This window comes from Arthrobacter sp. UNCCL28, assembly GCF_900102805.1.
In the GTDB taxonomy this organism is placed as follows: Bacteria; Actinomycetota; Actinomycetes; order Actinomycetales; family Micrococcaceae; genus Arthrobacter; species Arthrobacter nicotinovorans_A.
Map to the genome: position 1 here is coordinate 974,967 of NZ_FMWE01000001.1, position 18,157 is coordinate 993,123.

Below are 18,157 nucleotides of genomic sequence, written 5' to 3' on the forward strand. Positions count from 1 at the left end.
CAATGGCAGACTGTCCCCATGAACAGCTTGGCGCTGCGAATCGCCATCGCAATGATCAACGACAAGGCCAACGCCACCACAATGCGGGTGGCGTCAGTTCTACCTGTGGCCGTTCCTGATTCGGGACCACAGAGCCCCTTCCGCATCGCAGCCGGCCCAGGAATGCCATGATGGCGCGCCGGCTGGTCATAGCGGGTATCTGCCTGGCTGTGTTGATTGCCGCCGTGGCCATTGTGCTCGACCAGCTGGCCAAGCCCGGAGCCACTTCGGCGCAAGGCCCTTCATCGTCCACTTCAAGCCCGGGTACGGGTGCCGGATCCACCGGCACAGGAACGCCCACCTCCGGCAGTACGGCGTCGGGGGCTGGAAACGGCGGCGCAGAGGGCAGCCCTGCTGCCGGCGGCAGCGGCAACAGCGGTACTGAGGGAAAAACCGGCGAACCCACCGCCAAGCTCCTCGAAGTTCTTCCACCGGTCACCGCCACACCAACGGGTCTGCCGGCACCATCTGCCCCGGCTCCGCTCATCACCGGGGCGCTTCCCCAACCAGGGAGTGTTTCGGGTGAATTGGTGGACGGCTGGCCGGGAGACGTTGTTACGTTGCCTTCCGGAACCACCATTGGCTCTACTTCGGTGTCCACTTCCGGTGACATCCTGCAGCTCACAGCGGATGGCATCGTGGCCAAGCCACGGGCCGAGGTCCTTGACTCCTTCCGACAATCGTTGGTCTCTCGTGGCTTTTGGTCCGAAGAGGCCCCTGCTGCGGACGGTTCTGTGGCGGCCCGCTTTGTGCGCGGCACGGACACTGTAACCGTCTCGGTATCCACCACCGGGACAGGCGGCTCGCGCTTCCAGCTGTTGGGCAGCCTGCACACGAGGGCGGGATAGGAAATTATGTACATCTCGCTCTCGGACCGCAGCGGCGGTAAACGGAACAAGTCAACGAACAAGGCAACGGCACTGGCAGCGGAGGTGCCGTTCCGTTTGTCCCCTGTGATTCTCTGGCTGGGCATCGTGAGTATGGTGACCGACGTTTCTTCGGAATCCGTCACGGCAATCCTTCCCTTATATGTCACCGGATTCCTCGGACTGTCCACTATTGCCTTCGGTTTCATCGACGGAATCAACCAGGGCGCGAGTGCGATCGTCAGGATTGCGGCCGGGTGGGCGGCTGACCGGACCGGGCACCCTAAGCGCATAGCACTTGCCGGCTATGGACTATCCATGGTGGCCAGGATTGGTTTCCTTTTTGCCGGTGGTTTTTGGTTCGTTGCGGCGATAGTCACCGGGGACAGGATTGGAAAGGGCATTCGGACGGCCCCACGGGATGCGTTGATCACAGTTTCGGCCCAGCCTGAACATTTGGCACGGTCCTTTGGCGTTCACAGAATGCTGGACAACATTGGGGCTGCAGCCGGGCCTTTGATCGCCTTCTTTGTCCTGTTGATGATTCCCAATGGTTTCAGCACCGTCTTCGTGGTGTCGCTCGCCTTCGCCGTGATAGGCGTTGCCGTCCTGGCATTGGTGGTTCCGGACATCCGTGCTCTTGGCGCCAAGACCACGGAGGGGCTCGACGGCAGGCGGCTCTTCGCCTTTTCCTGGAGCCATTTGAAGGAGCCCGGACTGGGCAAATTGTTGATCGCCGCAGGTCTTCTTGGCTTGGTGACCATCGGTGATGGATTCATCTACCTGGTATTGCAGGACAGGGATTCGTTCGCCGTGCAGTGGTTTCCGCTGCTGTTCGTCGGCACGAATGTGGTGTTCCTGGCCTTCGCGGTGCCATTGGGACGGCTGGCTGACAAGGTAGGCAAAGTGCCGGTTTTCGTGGGTGGGCATATCGCTTTGCTGGCAACGTACCTTCTTGCTGCTGTACCTTTCGGGGGCTTGTGGGGCACGGTGGGATGCCTGGTGCTGTTGGGCGCGTTTTACGCTGCAACCGACGGCGTCCTGGCCGCCTTGGCAGGCCAGCTCACCCCCGCAGGAAAACTTGCCACCGGAATCGCCTCAGCACAAACGGTGGTGGCATTGAGCCGCATGGCCGCCTCCGCGGGCTTTGGCGTGCTCTGGTTCGCACTCGGTGCCCCGACAGCGATGCTGCTGGCAAGCGTTCTCCTGGCTTGCGCGGTGCTGGCTGTGGCGGTGATCCTGCGGAGCGCCCGGCCTGTAATACACCAGGACGCAGGCACTGCAGGATGAGTGGGACCCTGGCCGGCAGCAAAACCCGATGGACCGTCCTCCTAACCGTGACCGCGCTGGTGCTGGTGGTGGCGGGGATCTATGCTGTGGGCGCCTATCAACGGTTTGAAGAGAGCCGGACCGCAGCTTCCTCCGTGGGAGTCACGGCGGGCCAGTCACTTCCGAACGTTCCTTTCGTCCTTTTCCGCAACACAGCCTCAGGCCAGGGCTATGGCAGTGCGGCCACAGTTCCCCTGTCCGCTCCGGGCGGTCCACGGGCTGTGAGCGAACAGGAATGCGACCGCGTCTATGGGACAGCCCAAAACGTGGTGTGCCTGAAAACCAACCGCGGCCTGGTCACCTCATTTGAAGCCGCAGTCCTGGACCGTGACTGGCAGCCCCAACGCTCATGGGCTCTCCCTGGCATCCCCAGCAGGGCCAGGGTCAGCGCTGACGGCTCGATGATTGCCACGACGGTCTTTATTACCGGACACTCCTACGCCGCTTCGGGATTTTCCACGGCCACGGAGATCAGCTTGCCCGGTGGAACGTCCGGGAACCTGGAGGACTTCGCGTTGTTGGTCAACGGCGAGCGCCTGGCAGCAACGGACAGGAACATCTGGGGAGTGACCTTCGCTCCAGGCCAGAGCGACGTCTTCTACGCCACAGCGGCGTCCTCAGGCCGCATTTGGCTGGTTCGGGGAAGCTTGTCCGCCAAGACACTCACCGCCATCCACGACCAAGTGGAATGCCCGTCCATTTCACCTGACGGCACGCGCATCGCTTATAAGAAGAACGACGGCGGCGGGCTGGTTGCCCATTGGAAGGTCGCCGTCCTTGACCTCGCGTCAGGGCAGGAAAGCGTTCTTTCGGAGCAGCGCAGCGTGGATGACCAGATCGAATGGCTGGATGGGAAGAACTTGCTTTACGGCTTGCCGGATGACGCAGTGGAAGGTGACAGCAACATCTGGCAGCTGGGCACCGAACCAGGCTCGCAACCCAGCCTGTTCATAGCCCATGCGTGGTCCCCAAGCGTTGTGCGCTGAGCCCCACTCGGTGTCGACACCAATAATGGGTAGTTCACCGCCGGGCGGAACTCCTGGCCGCCCGGCTTCGTCCCGTCGTGGTGCGCCGCTGAGAGAGGGTGGCTGTAGTGCGCCGCTGTAGTGGTACCCCGCTGTAGAGAGGCGCCTGTGGTGCGCCGGCTGACTCAGCAGGTACCCAACAAGCCGCAGAGGAGTCCGCCTGACTGCGTAGGACTCGGGCTGGGTGAGGGACTCGGTGAAGCAGTTGGCGTCGCCGTCGCCGTTGGCGTAGGAGTAGGAGTAGCGGTGGGGGACGGGGCCGCGGTCTGCTGTGCCGGTGCAGTGGTGGAATACACCACATCAACAAAGTAGTTGGTGGCGTTCCAGGAGTTGGCAGGCATCACACCCCCGGATCCGTACCGGTAGCGCCCGTTGTTCGGGCCACTGGCTGTAAACACCCCGCTTGTGTAGGTCTGGTTGAAGAACGCGGAGGTATAGGAGTAGCGGCCATTGGGTGCCCGGTAGGACACCACGTAGGTTTGGCCTGTCACCAACGCCACCGGGGCAGCCAGTGTAGCGGTCTGCCAGCCAGTAGCTGTTTCATTGGTGAAGGTCACCTGCGCCAGGCGCGTACCGGCCGAGTTCCACAGCGAACCTACGTGGGTTCCGGTGTTGCCGGCCCCCTTGTAGAAACGAATCCCCGTCACATTCCCTGCCTGCGAAACACTGAACGCAGTGCCAAGTTCCACCGGCATGAAGTCGCTCGCGGTCACTGTTTGCGGTGTCAGCGAGCCAAAGATCGTTGACAGCTGGACGGTGGGAGCCGCCGTCGTGAATTGCCAGTTGCCGGCCGGGAAGGTTTGCCCCTGCTGGGAGACGACGTTGCCCACGTTGGCCGTGACCACTGTGCTGTTCGGCAGCGCCGCAGTGGGGGTGAACGTGATGGTCCGGTTGTCGGCGGAAAGGGCAGCTGACCCCGCCACGGGGTTGCCGTTGGCTGTCAGGGTGAAAGTCGCTCCCGGGTTGATGGCGGCCGAGAAGGTGATGGAGGGCTTGACGTCCGTCGGGATGCCGGTGGCGCCAGGGGCGGGTACCTGTTCGGTGACTGTCAGCGGCTGCACAGCTGTAGTGAACACCACATCCACCAGGTAACTGGAGGTCGATGATGATGCCGGGAAATCAGTGGTGTAGCTGAAGGCTCCCGAGTCATTGGCGGTGCGCAACGGTCCGCTGGTCAATCCTGCACCAAATCCGCCAGCGGTGTATGAGTACTTGCCCGTGGGAGCCTTATAGGCAGCCACGTACTCGGTGTCGGCTTCGATGCTGACCGGTTGGCTGAAAGTGACAGTCTGCCACCCGGTACTTGATTCGTTGGTGAAGGTAGCGGTGGCCAGGAGTTGTCCCGCGGCCGTGTAGAGCGATCCCGTGTGGGTGCCTGTGTTGCCGGCGGCTTTATAGAAGCGCACCCCGGTGATCTGCCCGGCAGTATCGCTGGCGAACCGCACACCGAGGGACAACGCAACTCCGTCATTCGCATCAGGGGTGGTGGGTGTCACAGTGTCCTGGTACAGCGTGCACGGACAAGCACCCGGTGTGCGCGGCGCGGGAACCGTTGCGAACGTCCAGGTTCCGCCGGCGGACATGGGTTGACCTGAGACCGAGGTTGCCGTCACTGTCGCCGTGTAGGTGGTACCTGCGACCAGTGGAGCAGTAGGAGTGAAGGTGACTTTGCGGGTGGCGGAGTCGTAGGCAGTCGTGCCCGCTACGGAGGTCCCGCCGCTCGCTTTCAGCGCCAACCCTACGCTGGACGCCGCTGCGGCCTCGGACAGCACAGCGCTCACGGCGGTGTTCAGGGGAACACTTGAAGCGTTCGGCAGCGGCGAGTGTGAACCGACTGTGAATGGCGGATTCGGCACGGTCACCACCACGTCCACCAGGTAGCTGGCGGTCGATCGTGAAGCGGCGAAGTCACCGCTGTAGGTGTAGGCACCTGCATCAGATGCTGCCCGCAACGGTCCAACACTCATCCCTGACCCAAAGCCGTTGGCTGTGGCCGAGTAGGTACCGGTCAGCGACTTGTAGGAAACGATGTATTCCGTGTTGGCTGCCATCGGGACCGGTTGGCTGAACATCGCTGTCTGCCATCCGGACGCACTTTCATTGGTGAACGCCACTGTCGCCAATTGCTGGCCCGCAGCGGTGTACAGGGCGCCATTGTGGGTGCCTGTGTTCCCGGCGGCCTTGTAGAAGCGGATACCGAGGACTTCACCAGCGGAAACACTGGAGAATCTAACCCCGAGGGTCAAGGGCACGCCTTCACGCAGTTCGGCAATCCCCGGAGTGACCGAGTCATCGAAGAGGCTGCACGGACAAGCGCCCGGAACCGGCAGCGTGGCAGCAGTGGTGAAGGACCACGTTCCGCCTGCCGTGACGCCGCCACCGATCGAATCGGTTCCGGACAACGTCGCCGTATATTGGGTGCTGAATGCCAAGGCGCTCGACGGCGTGAAGGTGGCCCGCCGCGTCGCGGCGTCATACGCCGTCGTTCCTGCAACAGGACCCGAGGACGACTGCAGCGCCAACTGGACGCTGGCCGTAGTGACCGGCTTGGAAAACACAGCGCTTACCTTGGTGTTCACGGACACGCTCGACGACGACGGAATGGGCGTTTGGCCCGAGACGGTCATGGGGGAGCTGTCTACCGTGCTGAAGAGCGCGTCCGCGAAGTAGTTGCCACCGTTGAAGCTGGTGGTGGGGAACCCTGGAGAGGTGCTGTAAACCCCTGCAGGTTCAGCTCCGAAACCACCAGCAACCTTCAAAGGCGCGTCCGTGGAACCGAAGCTCGCCCATTGGTAGTCCTTGGTGGCATAGTGCCCGTTGGGAGCCCAATAGGAGGCGGTATATTTCTGTCCCGCTGCTACAGGCACTGCTTGGCTGAACAAAGCAGTCTGCCAGCCGGATGCAGTTTCATTGGTGAACGTGGCCGTGGCCAGGCGCTCGCCGGTTGCACTCCACAATGATCCGGTGTGCGTGCCTGTGTTGGCGGTGCTCTTGTAAAAGCGGACGCCTGTGATGAAGCCGTCTATTGACGGGGTGAACCGCAGGCCCATTTCATAGGCTCCACCGTCACCGGAGTCTTTGACCACAGGAACCGTTTGGCCAAAAACGCTGTAGGGGCCACTGAGGGTCAGGTTCCTGGTGACAGCGGCACCGATGTTGGCGCTGTCGTCGATGGCCCGTGCCTGGATGGTGGCTGTGGAGAAACCCTTTTGTATGTAGGTGTAGCTCCAGCTTTGCTTGCCCGTGGCGGGGTGCCACGTGGTTCCGCCGTCTGTGGAAACTTCGACTCCGGCCACTACGCCGCCTACGTCGGCGGCTGTTCCGGTGACGGTGACGCTGCTGCCTTGTGCCACGGTGGCGGCATTGGCCGGCGTGGAGATGGCGGCGGTGGGCTTGGTGGTGTCGGTGCTGGCAGCTGCAGCCACCAGCCCGGCAGCACGGGTGGCGGGCTGGGCGCCCATGTCGGCGAGGATGTTGACCTGGGCCTGCCTCATGCGGGAATCAGCTGGTGCACCATTACCGTCGTGCTCCTGGTCAAGGCCCCAGGTCCACTGGACGCTGCCTGCGGAGAAGACCAGGGCACCGCTGGCCGCGCGGTAGAGGGTGAGGTTATGCGTGGTGGTTCCTGCAGCCACCGTGTTCCCGAAGTCCTGGAGATATTGCGGAACGCTGCCTACCGTGGTGGACAACCGGATGAGGCCCGCCGGCCGGAATCCGTTGTCCAGGTCTTCGTCTGATTCGTATCCGACAGTATGGGGGGCCAGAGCTGCAGAGGAACCGGCAGCCATCGAAGCCAGGGTTGTGTTCCGCCAAAGCCTGGTCTTGCCCTCGTCTGCTTTCACTGTGACCGGCAGGTCCGAGAAATTGGACATGTATTGCGTACCTGTCAGGCCATTCTCGGGCAGGCCGCCTCCATTTGCCTGGGCCGCGAAGCGGGGATCACGCCAGGTGCCTGTCCACTGGGCTGTGGGATCAATCTTTTCGTTGGCCCAGGTTTCCTTGTAACAGGTCAGGGTGCGGTTGGCTGCACCATCCACTGACGAAGGCTCAAACCGTGTCCGCCAGTACATTTCATTGCCCGAAAGGAATTGGAGATTGACCCCCGCATCCCGCGCAGCCGTGACGTTTGCCCGTTGCGGCCCGGACCAATACTCATCGTGGCCGACAGAGAGGAACACCTTGTGGTTCAGCAGTTCGCCGCCGCTGCGGTCAGCATCGAGGCCGCTGATGTAGCTGACGTCGTAGCCGTTCTGTTCCAGGAAGCGCACCATGGGGTATTCATTGGCGAAATAGAAGTCCCGGCCATCGGGTCCACCCCGCGTTGCCACGGGACGGTTGTAGCTGACCTTGTAGGCGCGGCCGTTGACTCCTTGGTAGAAGTCGGCGCCGCCATAGGAGTTGTAGGCCTGCCACGTCTGGTCAGCGGTTTGGAAGATGACGGCAGAACGGTTGCCGTCGTTGCGGACAATGAACGTGATGTGGCTCATGCCGCCGGTATCGGGGCGCCGAAGGACGGCAATGTAGACACCGGACACGGCCGTGGTGGGTACCTGCCACGTTGCCGATACCGCCCACGTGCCGCAGTCATAGATTCCGGTGGCGACATCAGTCCGGCACGCGGGCTGGTTTTGCCGCAGGACCGACGGCGTGACATCGGCAATCTTGCGGGCACCGTTGCCTCCGTACCACCCTGTCCGGTAAATCGCGATGGTGTAGTTGGATGCGTTGGTGTCCACCTTGAAACGGATGGGTTGGCCCACGTTGACGCTGATATCGGTGGAGAATCCCTGGATGCTGTCATCTCCGGCACCGTTGATGTCCCACTCCGAGGGCGGACTTCCGGGTTTGGAGTTCTCGCAGACCACTGGATTGACCACGGGGTCGCAGGGTCCCGCTGCGACGGCGGCTGGCACCGCGAGGGGCAGGAGTGAAGCGACCATCGCCAGGATCAAGGGCACTAAGAAGCCCTTGAGGACTTGCTGGGGTCGGTTGGCTGAAGTACCGGGCATCAGAACTCCTGGAGGTGGCGCGCCGAAAATGCGTACATGGGTCCGCGTTTTTCACGCACGGTCCCTGCTTGCCGCTCCCCAGCCAGGGTCAAACCAAGATCTTCAGTTATGAAACACGGGTATTTATCCTTGGCTCGAAGTTCCGAAGATCGGGACCGGATCCAGCTGTAAGTGAACTTCTGCCCACCTTGCAGCCGGATCACCGGAACGAACAGGCCAAGTAGCCCTTGGCAGGAGTGTAGGGGTGTGGCTGGCCGTCCACAAGGAGTTCCGGCAATGGATCCATGAATTTCGCTCAAACGGCAGTAGATTTAGGGGATACATCCGCCCGGGACACCCAGGAGAACCGAAGCGCCTTGCACTTGAAAAGTTTGACTGTCCGAGGATTCAAGTCCTTCGCGTCGGCAACGACGTTTGACTTTGAGCCTGGCGTCACTGCTGTTGTCGGTCCCAACGGATCAGGCAAATCCAACGTGGTTGATGCCCTGGCCTGGGTGATGGGCGAGCAGGGTGCCAAGACGCTGCGTGGCGGCAAGATGGAAGACGTCATCTTCGCCGGAACATCCGGCCGGCCGCCCCTGGGCCGCGCCCATGTGTCATTGACCATTGATAACGCCGACAACGCCTTGCCCATCGAATACAGCGAAGTCACCATCTCCAGGACGCTGTTCCGGACCGGCGGCTCAGAGTATGCCATCAACGGCGCGCCCTGCCGCCTGCTTGATATCCAGGAACTGTTGTCCGATTCCGGCCTGGGCCGGGAGATGCACGTCATTGTGGGACAGGGGCAACTGGACCGGGTCCTCCATGCCACGCCGGAGGACCGTCGGGGCTTCATTGAGGAAGCTGCGGGTATCCTCAAGCACCGCCGCCGCAAGGAAAAAACTGTTCGGAAACTTGAAGCCATGCAGGCAAACCTTGCACGGCTCGGTGACCTCACTGCGGAAATCCGCCGCCAACTGACACCGTTGGGCAAACAGGCCGAAATCGCCCGGCGGGCACAGACGGTCCAGTTCGATGTCAGGGACGCCAAGGCACGCCTCCTGGCCGATGACCTGGTGCAGCTCACTACCAGCCTTGAACAGGATGTTGCCGACGAGGCCGCGTTGAAGGAGCGGCGCCAGGTGGTGGAGGCGGAGCTGGGAACCGGACGCAGGCGACAGGCTGCCCTGGAGCAGCAGGCTGCAGAAGCCACCCCGAAGCTTAACGCCGCGCGTGATCATTGGTACCAACTCTCCGCCGGCAGGGAGCGCCTGCGTTCCCTGGGTTCGCTGGCTTCTGAACGCCGCCGGCTTCTGGGCTCCTCCGAGGCTGCGCCGGACACCGGCCGGGACCCCGAACAATTGGAACGGCAGGCTGCCCGGGTCCGCGAAGAGGAGTCTGCGCTCCAGCACGACATCCTTGCCAAGCAAGCGGCGCTTCTTGAAGCCACCGTGGCAAAGGACGCCGCCGAGGCCGTGGCCGCGGCGGAGGACAAGAGACTGACCGCCATGTTGCGGGCCGCTGCCGATCGACGGGAAGGGTTGGCCAGGCTTGCAGGCCAGGTAGCTGCTGCCCGGTCCAGGGCCGAGGCCGCCGAAGCCGAACGGGGCCGGCTCAGGGAATCCCTGGCTTCCGGTGACGAACGGCGCCGGAAGGCCCAAAGCGAGTTCGCTGCCCTTGAATCCCAGGTGGCAGGGGTTGAGGACGGCGAAGAAAGCCTTGACGCCGACTACGAAAATGCCAACGACGCCCTGGACGCCGTCCTGGCCGAAATCGAGGAACTGAAGACCGCGGAACGGGAGGCTGTGAGGCAGCGCGATGCCTTGACGGCACGCCGCGACGCCCTCCAGCTTGGGCTCAACCGCAAGGACGGTTCGGCCAGCCTCCTCTCAGCGGAAGGGATTCTGGGGCCTTTGGCTGAGTTGGTGGCTATCGAGCCCGGGTTCGAGGCTGCCATCGCTGCTGCACTGGGCAGTGCCTCGGACGCCTTGGTGGCGGCAAACACCGGCGACGCGCTGGCAGCCATCGCCTCGTTGAAAGAGGGCGACGCCGGCCGCGCGGCACTTCTCCTGGCCGACGGAACCGGCGGGGGTACTGACGCCGGCGCCGAGGTGGCGCTTCCGCCCGGCGGCCGCTGGGCAGTCGACGTCGTGAAGATTTCCGATCCCGCAGCGCAAGGCGCGTTGTCCTTGCTGGTGGGGACCGCCGTCGTCGATGATCTTCGGTCAGCCGCCCAACTGGTCAAGGAACACCATGACCTTAACGCCGTCACGCGTGAGGGCGACATGGTCACCGCCTTGACCGTCACCGGCGGCTCGGCCACAGCACCGTCCCTCCTTGAAGTCCAGGCTGCAGTGGACGACGCCGTTGCCCGCCTTCATGAGGTCACTGCCCGCCTGGAGCGTGGCCGGTTTGCACTGGCCAATGCCCAGTCCCGCCGGGCCGAAGCCCAGGACCGGGCCGACGCTGCCTTGGAGCGCTTGCACGAGTCCGACGCCCGTCTGGCTGCGGTAGCTGAGCGCCTTGGGCACCTCAATTCCGTCCTCCGCAGCGCCGTGGGCGAAAGTGACAGGCTCGCCGCTTCGATGGCAAGGGCCGAGGCAAACATCGCCGAGGCGCAGCTTGACCTTGAGGTCGCCGCGGAGCGGCTCGCCGCCGCCCAGGAAGCTCCCGACGAAGAGCCATCGACGGACCAACGCGACGAACTCGCCGCCCAGGCCAGGGTTGCCCGCTCAGTCGAAACAGAAGCCCGGCTGGCTCTGAGGACCGCAGAAGAGCAACTGGGCGCCATCAGCAACCGGGCAGCATCGCTTGAACGGGCAGCGGCAACGGAAAGGCGTGCCCGCGAAGAGGCTGCCCGCCGTGCGCAGCGGCGGCGTGCCCAGGCACAACGTGCAGCGGCTGTGGCCTCAGCGGTGGAACAGGCACTGCGGTTCATCGATGTCTCCGTGGACGTTGCAGGTTGGGATCGCGATCTGGCAGAGCAGACCCGGGAGCGGCTGGAGGCGGAACTGACCCAGGTCCGGACCAGCAATGAAGCCCTCGCCCGGGAGCTGGCTGAACTGACGGACTCGGTGCACAGGGACGAGATGGCGCGAACACAGCAGCGTCTTCGTATTGAGGCGCTGGAGACGCGTTCCATCGAGGAACTTGGGTTATCCGCGGAGCAACTCGTTGCCGACTATGGCCCCGGGCTCCCTGTTCCGGTGCCCGCCGGAGCAGCCACGGACAAGTGGGCCGAACTCAGGGCACCGGTGGACGAGCACGGCGAGGCCATTGTTGAAGGCATTCCCTTTGTCCGGGCCGAGCAGGAAAAAAGGCTCAAGAAAGCGGAACGGGACCTGGCCGCGCTGGGCAAAGTAAACCCGCTGGCGCTGGAGGAGTTCGCCGCGTTGGAGGAACGGCACCAGTTCCTCAGCTCCCAGCTCGAGGACCTCAAGTCCAGCCGCAAGGACCTGCTGGACATCATCAAAGAGGTGGACGCGCGTGTGCAGCAGGTCTTCACCGAGGCTTTTGCCGACACTTCGGCCCAGTTCGACCACGTCTTTGCCCGGCTCTTCCCCGGTGGCGAGGGCAAGCTGGTGCTCACGGACCCCGATGACATGCTGACGACGGGAATCGAGGTGGAGGCCAGGCCCGCCGGCAAGAAGATCAAGAGGCTCTCCTTGCTCTCCGGTGGTGAACGGTCCCTGACGGCCGTGGCGCTGCTGGTGGCGATTTTCAAAGCCCGTCCTTCGCCGTTCTATGTGATGGACGAGGTCGAAGCTGCGCTGGACGACACCAACCTGGGCCGGCTCATCACCATCTTCGAAGAATTGCGGGAGTCCAGCCAACTGATCGTGATCACCCACCAGAAGCGCACCATGGAAGTAGCGGACGCCCTATACGGTGTGACAATGCGTGGCGACGGTGTCTCCACTGTCATCAGCCAAAGGCTCGGTGCCGGGGCTTAGCTTTATGAGAAGGTAGGGGTGTGAACGATTTCCTACCCATAATTCTGTCCATTCTCGCTGCCCTTGTGGTGGTCGGCGGACTCGTACCGGTTCTCCTGAAGGCCCGGAAGTCGGGGGCGAAGTACCCCGGCACCCGAGATGCCAACGACCCCCCGCAGTCCTCGGCAGCAGGCGGCGGAACCCTGGTGGAGGACCGCCCGGACGCGGTTAAGGCCCCGGCTCCAACCTTTGACGGAACCGTTGAGGGGGCCGACGTCCCGGACGACGCCGCCGGGCTCGAAACCATCGCCATTGATACGCCCGCGCCGGTGGAGGGCCGCCTGACCCGCCTGCGTGCCCGCCTGGTCAAGTCCAACAGCATCCTGGGCAAGGGCCTCCTTGCGCTGCTCTCGGGCGACAAGATTGATGAGAACGTGTGGGACGAGGTCGAAGAGACCCTCCTGCTGGCCGACCTCGGCACCGAACCCACCCTGCAACTGGTGGACGCCCTGCGTGAGCGCGTCAAGGTCCTCGGTACCCGCAGCCCCGAAGACGTCAAGGCGATGCTCCGCGAGGAGCTCATCAAGCTGGTGGATCCTTCCATGGACCGTTCCCTGAACGTCCAGCGCAAGGGCGACCGCCCCGCCGTCGTTCTGGTTGTTGGTGTCAACGGCGTGGGCAAGACAACCACGGTGGGCAAGCTGGCACGGGTGTTGGTGGCCGAAGACAAGGATGTCCTGCTGGGTGCCGCTGATACGTTCAGGGCAGCAGCGGCCGAGCAGTTGGCAACCTGGGGCCAGCGCGTTGGCGTGCCCACGGTGAAGTCCGACATCGACGGCGCCGACCCCGCCTCCGTCGCCTACGAAGCGGTGAAGGCCGGCATCGATCAGGAAGTCGACGTCGTGATGGTCGATACCGCCGGACGCTTGCAGAACAAGACCGGCCTGATGGATGAGCTCGGCAAGGTCAAACGGGTTATTGAGAAGCTGGCCGAGGTTGATGAAGTCCTGCTGGTCCTGGACGCCACCACCGGGCAGAACGGGCTCAACCAGGCCCGTGTCTTTGCCGAAGTAGTGAACATCACCGGCATCGTGCTGACCAAGCTCGACGGAACCGCCAAGGGCGGCATCGTAGTGGCCATCCAGAAATCCCTGGGCGTGCCCGTCAAACTCATCGGCCTGGGTGAAGGGCCGGATGACCTGGCGCCCTTTGACGCCGAAAGCTTCGTGGACGCACTGCTCAACTAGCACGCCCCAGTCCTGCGCATTGCGCTGGCCGGCAGCAGTGGTTCTCCCCGACAACCCGGGAGGGCCGTTGCTGCCGGTCAGTTTTTTGCTTTAAGGGGCTCCCGTGCCGGCAACCACGCCGCAGAGGCGAGCAGGAGGACGCCACCTGTGATGCCAAATGCCCAGCCATAACCCAGTCGGTCGGCGAGCAAGCCGGCTGCGACCGGCCCGATAATGGCCCCGGTGTCCGCCGCCATCTGAAAGACTGCCAGTACCTTGCCGCCCGAGCGCCCCCTGCCAATGACGTCGGCGACGGCGGCCTGCTGGGCCGGGCCCAGGAGTCCGGACCCGAACCCCGCCACCGCCGAGGCAACGAGGAATCCGGCCAGGTCAGTGGTGAGCCCGATGACACCGGTGGCCACGCCGGTGATGACCAGACCCGGGATCAGCAATGGCTTGCGCCCCCATGCGTCGGCCAAACGCCCGGAGAAGGTCAGCGCCAGGGCGTTGCCGACGGCAAAGATGGCAAGTGCCCACGCTGCCGTTTCGGGTTTGGACTGCAGGACAGCAACCGCGAACAGCGGAATGGTGGCCATGCGGACGCCGAACGTCACCCAGCCGTTGCTGAAGCTCGAGAAGACTGCCGCACGGTAAGCGGAGTCGGAGAGGGCTTCCTTAAGGGTCATGGCCGGCGCCGGTTGTGTATCTTCCGCGGCGTTCCCTTCGCCGCTGAGCATTGTCCGGACCACCAAAGCGGCCACGAGGAGGGCCCCTGCGTAGGCCAGGAAAGGGACACGGAGCCCGAAGCCTGCCAGAAGTCCGCCCACGACCGGTCCCAGCACGCTGCCGATCAGAAACGCCGAGGCGTACGCGCCGGAGACCCGCCCCCGCCTTTCGGGGGGTGCTAGGCGGATGAGCAGGCCCATGGCCGCGACAGTGAACATGACCGACCCGGCCCCGCCGAGGCCCCTGAAGACCAACAGTTGCCAGTAATCCTGGGCAAACGCGCACGCCGCCGTGGACACCGCCACGATCAGCAACCCGGACACGTAGACATTACGTTCCCCGAAACGTCCGATCAGGGCGCCGCCCGCCGGAGCGAAGACCAGGCGCATGAACGCGAAAATGCTCACGATCACAGCGGCTGCGGTAGCGCCGACGTCGAAGGTGGTGGCAAATTGCGGCAGTACGGGCGCCACCAGTCCAAAGCCGAGGGCGATCAGGAAGGCTGCGGCCAACATCACCTTGATATCGCGGGGCAAGGGTTCTTTCTCCTGCCGGATCCTTGGAGCTTTGACGGATCTGGGCGACTCGGTCATACGGGGTGGGTCCTTGCGGGTAGTGAAGGTCAATGGAGGGACGGAGGGTCAAGAACGGGTATTTTCCTGAGAAGTCCGACGCCTGAAACATATCCGTAACACCGGAGATATGCACCATTTACGTTGGGGAGGTTGTTGTAACCGGCGCGCAATATAAAACCTGCGCAGGTGAAACACGGTGGCACAAAACTCTTAAGCAGGACGCAAACGGCGTCAGGACAGCGGTTGAACCGCAGATCTAGCAAGAGAGGAACGTGCACCATGGAACTTACCGCAGGTCACGTATGGGTCATGGTGGCGGCGGCGCTTGTGCTGTTCATGACACCTGGTCTGGCATTTTTCTACGGCGGCATGACACGCGCCAAAGCAGCCTTGAACATGATGATGATGAGCTTCATCTCCATCGGCATCGTTGGGGTTGTCTGGGTGCTGTGGGGCGCCTCAATGAGTTCCGGTGAAGGCTTCCTGGAAATCGTGGGCAACCCGTTCGCTTCCTTTGGCCTCATAGGAGTTGAAACCACTCCGGACGCCATGATCAAGATCGGCTACGCAGCCACTTTCGCCATCATCACCGTTGCCCTCATCAGCGGCGCGATCGCTGACCGGGCCAAGTTCGGTGCCTGGAGCATCTTCGTTCCGGTCTGGGTCACCCTGGTTTACTGCCCGCTGGCCTACATGGTCTGGGGCGGTGGGCTCTTCGGCCCGGAAGGCGCGATCGGCAAGGCCCTCGGCCCGGCCATTGACTTCGCCGGCGGCACCGTTGTGCACATCAACGCAGGTGTAGCCGCACTGGTCCTGGTCCTCATCATCGGCAACCGCCGCGGCTTCGGCAAGGACCCGAACCACCGCCCGCACAACATCCCGTTCGTGATGCTCGGCGCTGCAGTCCTCTGGTTCGGCTGGTTCGGATTCAACGGCGGCGCAGCAACCACCGCCGAACAGGCAGGCCTTATCTGGATCAACACCCTGGCAGCCCCTGCAGCAGCCATGATCGGCTGGCTCATCACCGAACGCATCCGTGACGGCCACCCGACCTCCCTTGGCGCAGCATCGGGTGTAGTAGCCGGCCTGGTAGCCATCACCCCGGCCTGCGCCAACGTTGACCCCATCGGCGCCCTCGGCCTCGGTGTTGTCGCCGGCGTTGCCTCAGCCCTGGCAGTTGGCCTGAAGTTCCGTTGGGGCTTCGATGACTCCTTGGATGTTGTAGGCGTCCACCTCGTCTCCGGCATCATCGGCACCGTGGCACTGGGCTTCATCGCCAAGTCCACTGACGGAGTCGGCGGCGGCCTCTTCTACGGCGGCGGCTGGACCCAGATGTGGGCACAGCTCGCAGCAGCCGGCATCGCCATTGCCTACTCGGCCATCATGACGGCCATCATCGCCTTTGCCATCCACAAGACCATGGGCTTCCGGGTCTCAACGGAACAGGAGAACGTTGGCGTAGACCTCAGCCTCCACGCAGAGACGGCCTACGAATTCGGAGTCAACGGCCACGGCGGCAGCTTCCAGCCGCTGCACAACGCAGTTATCGGAAAATCGGAGACCGCTGCGGCCAAGACCCCCGCAGAAGGCAAGGAGAGTGTCCAGGCATGAAGCTCATTACAGCGATCGTCCGTCCCGAAAAGCTTGAAGCAGTCCGGGAAGGCCTCGAATCATACGGGGTCCAGGGCCTGACGGTCAGCGCGGCCAGCGGCTATGGCCGCCAGCGGGGATACACCGAGGTGTATCGCGGAGCCGAATACAACGTGGACTTGCTGCCCAAGATCCGCATTGAAGTCCTCGCCACGGACGAGCAAGCAGATGACATCCTTGATGTCCTGATCGCCAGCTCGAACACCGGACGTGCCGGTGACGGCAAGGTCTGGACCGTGGATGTCTACGAAGCAGTCCGGGTCAGGACCGGGGAGCGCGGCGCGGCCGCAATCTAAGTCCCTCGCGAACAAGATCCTGAGCCGAACACAGCGGGCCGGGTACCAGTCAAGGTACCCGGCCCGCTGTTTTGTTCTCTTTGTCCCGGCTTTACTCCACGACGGCGGTGGGCCAGGCCGCCGGACCCGCGCCGCCGGCGTCGTACTCTTCCAACGGGACGTCACCGGCCTCCCAGGCGCGAAGAACCGGCTCGATGATCCGCCAGCAGTCCTCTGCCGTATCCCCGCGGACCGACAGGAGGGGATCGCCGTTGAGAATGCCTTCCAGCACTTCGCCGTACGGCAACATTCCGGCTGCATTGAGTTCTGTCACAAGGCTGGCACGGTCCAGTGTGAAGATGTCGCCGGGGCCGTTGACGTCCACGTCCAGCTGGAGCACGTCGGGACCGAATCCAATCCGCAGCTGGTTGGGGGAGTCCACGCCGGAGAATCCCCGGGGCAGGTGGGGCACCGGGCGGAAGGTAATGACGGCCTCCTTGCGCCGGCGTCCCATTGCCTTGCCGGAACGGAGAATGAAAGGGACCCCTTGCCAGCGCCAATTGTCTATTTCCACCCGGACTTCAGCCAGGGTTTCAGTGTTGCGGGCAGGATCCACGCCGTCTTCGGCAGCGTAGTCCGGCACGCTTCGTTCCCCAAGGGTTCCGGCCGTGTACCGCGCCCGCCGCGTGGTGTCCGCGAAGGGTGCCTTGATGCTGCTGGCCCGCAGGACCGTTGCCACGGCGTCGCGCAGGTCCCGCTCCTCAATGGTTGCGGGTGCGTCAATGGCCAGGAAGGCCATGATGTGCAGGAGGTGGCTCTGGATCATGTCCCGGAGCGCGCCGGCGGTGTCGTAGTAGCGCGCACGTCCTTCCAGGGCCAGGTCCTCGTCGAAGACGATCTCCACTTTCTCGATGTGTTCGCGGTTCCACACCGGCTCCAGGAACCGGTTGGCGAATCGAAGGCCCAGGATGTTCAGCACCGTGGCTTTGCCCAGGAAGTGGTCAACCCTGTGGATGTGGTCCTCGGGGACCAGGGCCGCCAACGTCTTGTTCAACTCGTGCGCGGATTCGGTACCCGAACCAAACGGCTTTTCCATCACCAGGCGAGTACCGGCGGGGATTTGTTCCCGGCGGAGTACCTCGCACGCTTTCTGGCTGATGTGCGGAGGCAGGGCGAAGTAGATGGCGATGGGACCCTCCAGGGTCGCCAGGAGCTCCGCCAGGGGCCCGTCCGCCGTGACATCAAGCTGGTGGTACTCGGTGGCGCCGGCCACGGTTTCCAGTGCCGAGCGGCCGGCGTCGTTTGCCGTGCCCGCGGCTGCCGCGAAAGCCCCGCTGACCCGCTCCCGCCACTGTTCAGGAGTCCACGGATCCGAGCCCGCGCCCACCAGGCGCAATCCCGGGGCCCTGCCGGAGGCCAGCAGGCCGGCCAGGCCGGGCAGCAAAAGCCTGCCTGTGAGGTCCCCGGACGCGCCGAGGATGAGCAACGTTTTTACAGTTGTTTTACTGGTCACTGTGCCAGCA

11 protein-coding genes are annotated in these 18,157 nt (G+C 63.6%); 8 read left to right on the top strand and 3 right to left on the bottom strand.

Annotated features, from left to right (window positions below):
- Positions 1 to 18 precede the first annotated feature (18 nt).
- From BLQ01_RS22285 to BLQ01_RS04415, 4 genes are all read left to right on the top strand, one after another.
- Positions 19 to 171 (top strand): hypothetical protein, encoded by a 153-nt coding sequence (locus BLQ01_RS22285; RefSeq protein ID WP_155854572.1) that lies wholly within the window; start codon positions 19 to 21, stop codon positions 169 to 171.
- Positions 168 to 887 carry a hypothetical protein gene (locus BLQ01_RS04405; protein WP_091550271.1) on the top strand — a complete coding sequence of 240 codons (720 nt, stop codon included), beginning with the start codon at positions 168 to 170 and terminating at the stop codon, positions 885 to 887. The genes BLQ01_RS22285 and BLQ01_RS04405 overlap by 4 nt, the downstream gene beginning before the upstream one ends.
- Before the next feature lie 84 nt (positions 888 to 971).
- Entirely contained in the window at positions 972 to 2,195 is a 1,224-nt protein-coding gene (locus BLQ01_RS04410) for an MFS transporter (protein ID WP_091550378.1), read from the top strand.
- Positions 2,192 to 3,220, top strand: coding sequence for a hypothetical protein (locus BLQ01_RS04415; protein ID WP_026546045.1), 1,029 nt, complete (start codon positions 2,192 to 2,194; stop codon positions 3,218 to 3,220). Before BLQ01_RS04410 ends, BLQ01_RS04415 begins: the two co-directional genes overlap by 4 nt.
- A 164-nt stretch (positions 3,221 to 3,384) precedes the next feature.
- Here the strand turns inward: BLQ01_RS04415 and BLQ01_RS04420 are convergent, their stop codons facing one another.
- On the bottom strand, positions 3,385 to 8,268 hold the full coding sequence (locus BLQ01_RS04420) for a DUF4082 domain-containing protein (RefSeq protein WP_091550273.1): 4,884 nt from the start codon (positions 8,266 to 8,268) through the stop codon (positions 3,385 to 3,387).
- A gap of 356 nt (positions 8,269 to 8,624) precedes the next feature.
- Here BLQ01_RS04420 and smc point away from each other — a divergent pair, with 356 nt between their 5' ends.
- Together smc and ftsY are read left to right on the top strand one after the other, a co-directional pair.
- Positions 8,625 to 12,203 carry a chromosome segregation protein SMC gene (gene smc / locus BLQ01_RS04425; protein ID WP_175493353.1) on the top strand — a complete coding sequence of 1,193 codons (3,579 nt, stop codon included), beginning with the start codon at positions 8,625 to 8,627 and terminating at the stop codon, positions 12,201 to 12,203.
- Between the two features lie 20 nt (positions 12,204 to 12,223).
- Positions 12,224 to 13,429, top strand: coding sequence for a signal recognition particle-docking protein FtsY (gene ftsY / locus BLQ01_RS04430; protein WP_026540254.1), 1,206 nt, complete (start codon positions 12,224 to 12,226; stop codon positions 13,427 to 13,429).
- A 77-nt stretch (positions 13,430 to 13,506) separates the two neighbouring features.
- Here the strand turns inward: ftsY and BLQ01_RS04435 are convergent, their stop codons facing one another.
- Entirely contained in the window at positions 13,507 to 14,727 is a 1,221-nt protein-coding gene (locus BLQ01_RS04435) for an MFS transporter (RefSeq protein WP_091550275.1), read from the bottom strand.
- Between the two features lie 261 nt (positions 14,728 to 14,988).
- Between BLQ01_RS04435 and BLQ01_RS04440 the strand changes: the two genes are divergently transcribed.
- Both BLQ01_RS04440 and BLQ01_RS04445 read left to right on the top strand, forming a co-directional pair.
- The gene (locus tag BLQ01_RS04440) at positions 14,989 to 16,320 is read left to right on the top strand and encodes an ammonium transporter (RefSeq protein ID WP_091550276.1); all 1,332 of its coding nucleotides are present in this window, start codon (positions 14,989 to 14,991) and stop codon (positions 16,318 to 16,320) included.
- Complete coding sequence (locus BLQ01_RS04445; RefSeq protein WP_011775128.1) at positions 16,317 to 16,655, top strand: P-II family nitrogen regulator; 339 nt, start codon at positions 16,317 to 16,319, stop codon at positions 16,653 to 16,655. The genes BLQ01_RS04440 and BLQ01_RS04445 overlap by 4 nt, the downstream gene beginning before the upstream one ends.
- Before the next feature lie 91 nt (positions 16,656 to 16,746).
- On the opposite strand, the gene BLQ01_RS04450 is transcribed toward BLQ01_RS04445, so the two are convergent.
- Entirely contained in the window at positions 16,747 to 18,147 is a 1,401-nt protein-coding gene (locus BLQ01_RS04450) for a glucose-6-phosphate dehydrogenase (RefSeq protein WP_026540257.1), read from the bottom strand.
- Positions 18,148 to 18,157: the final 10 nt, after the last annotated feature.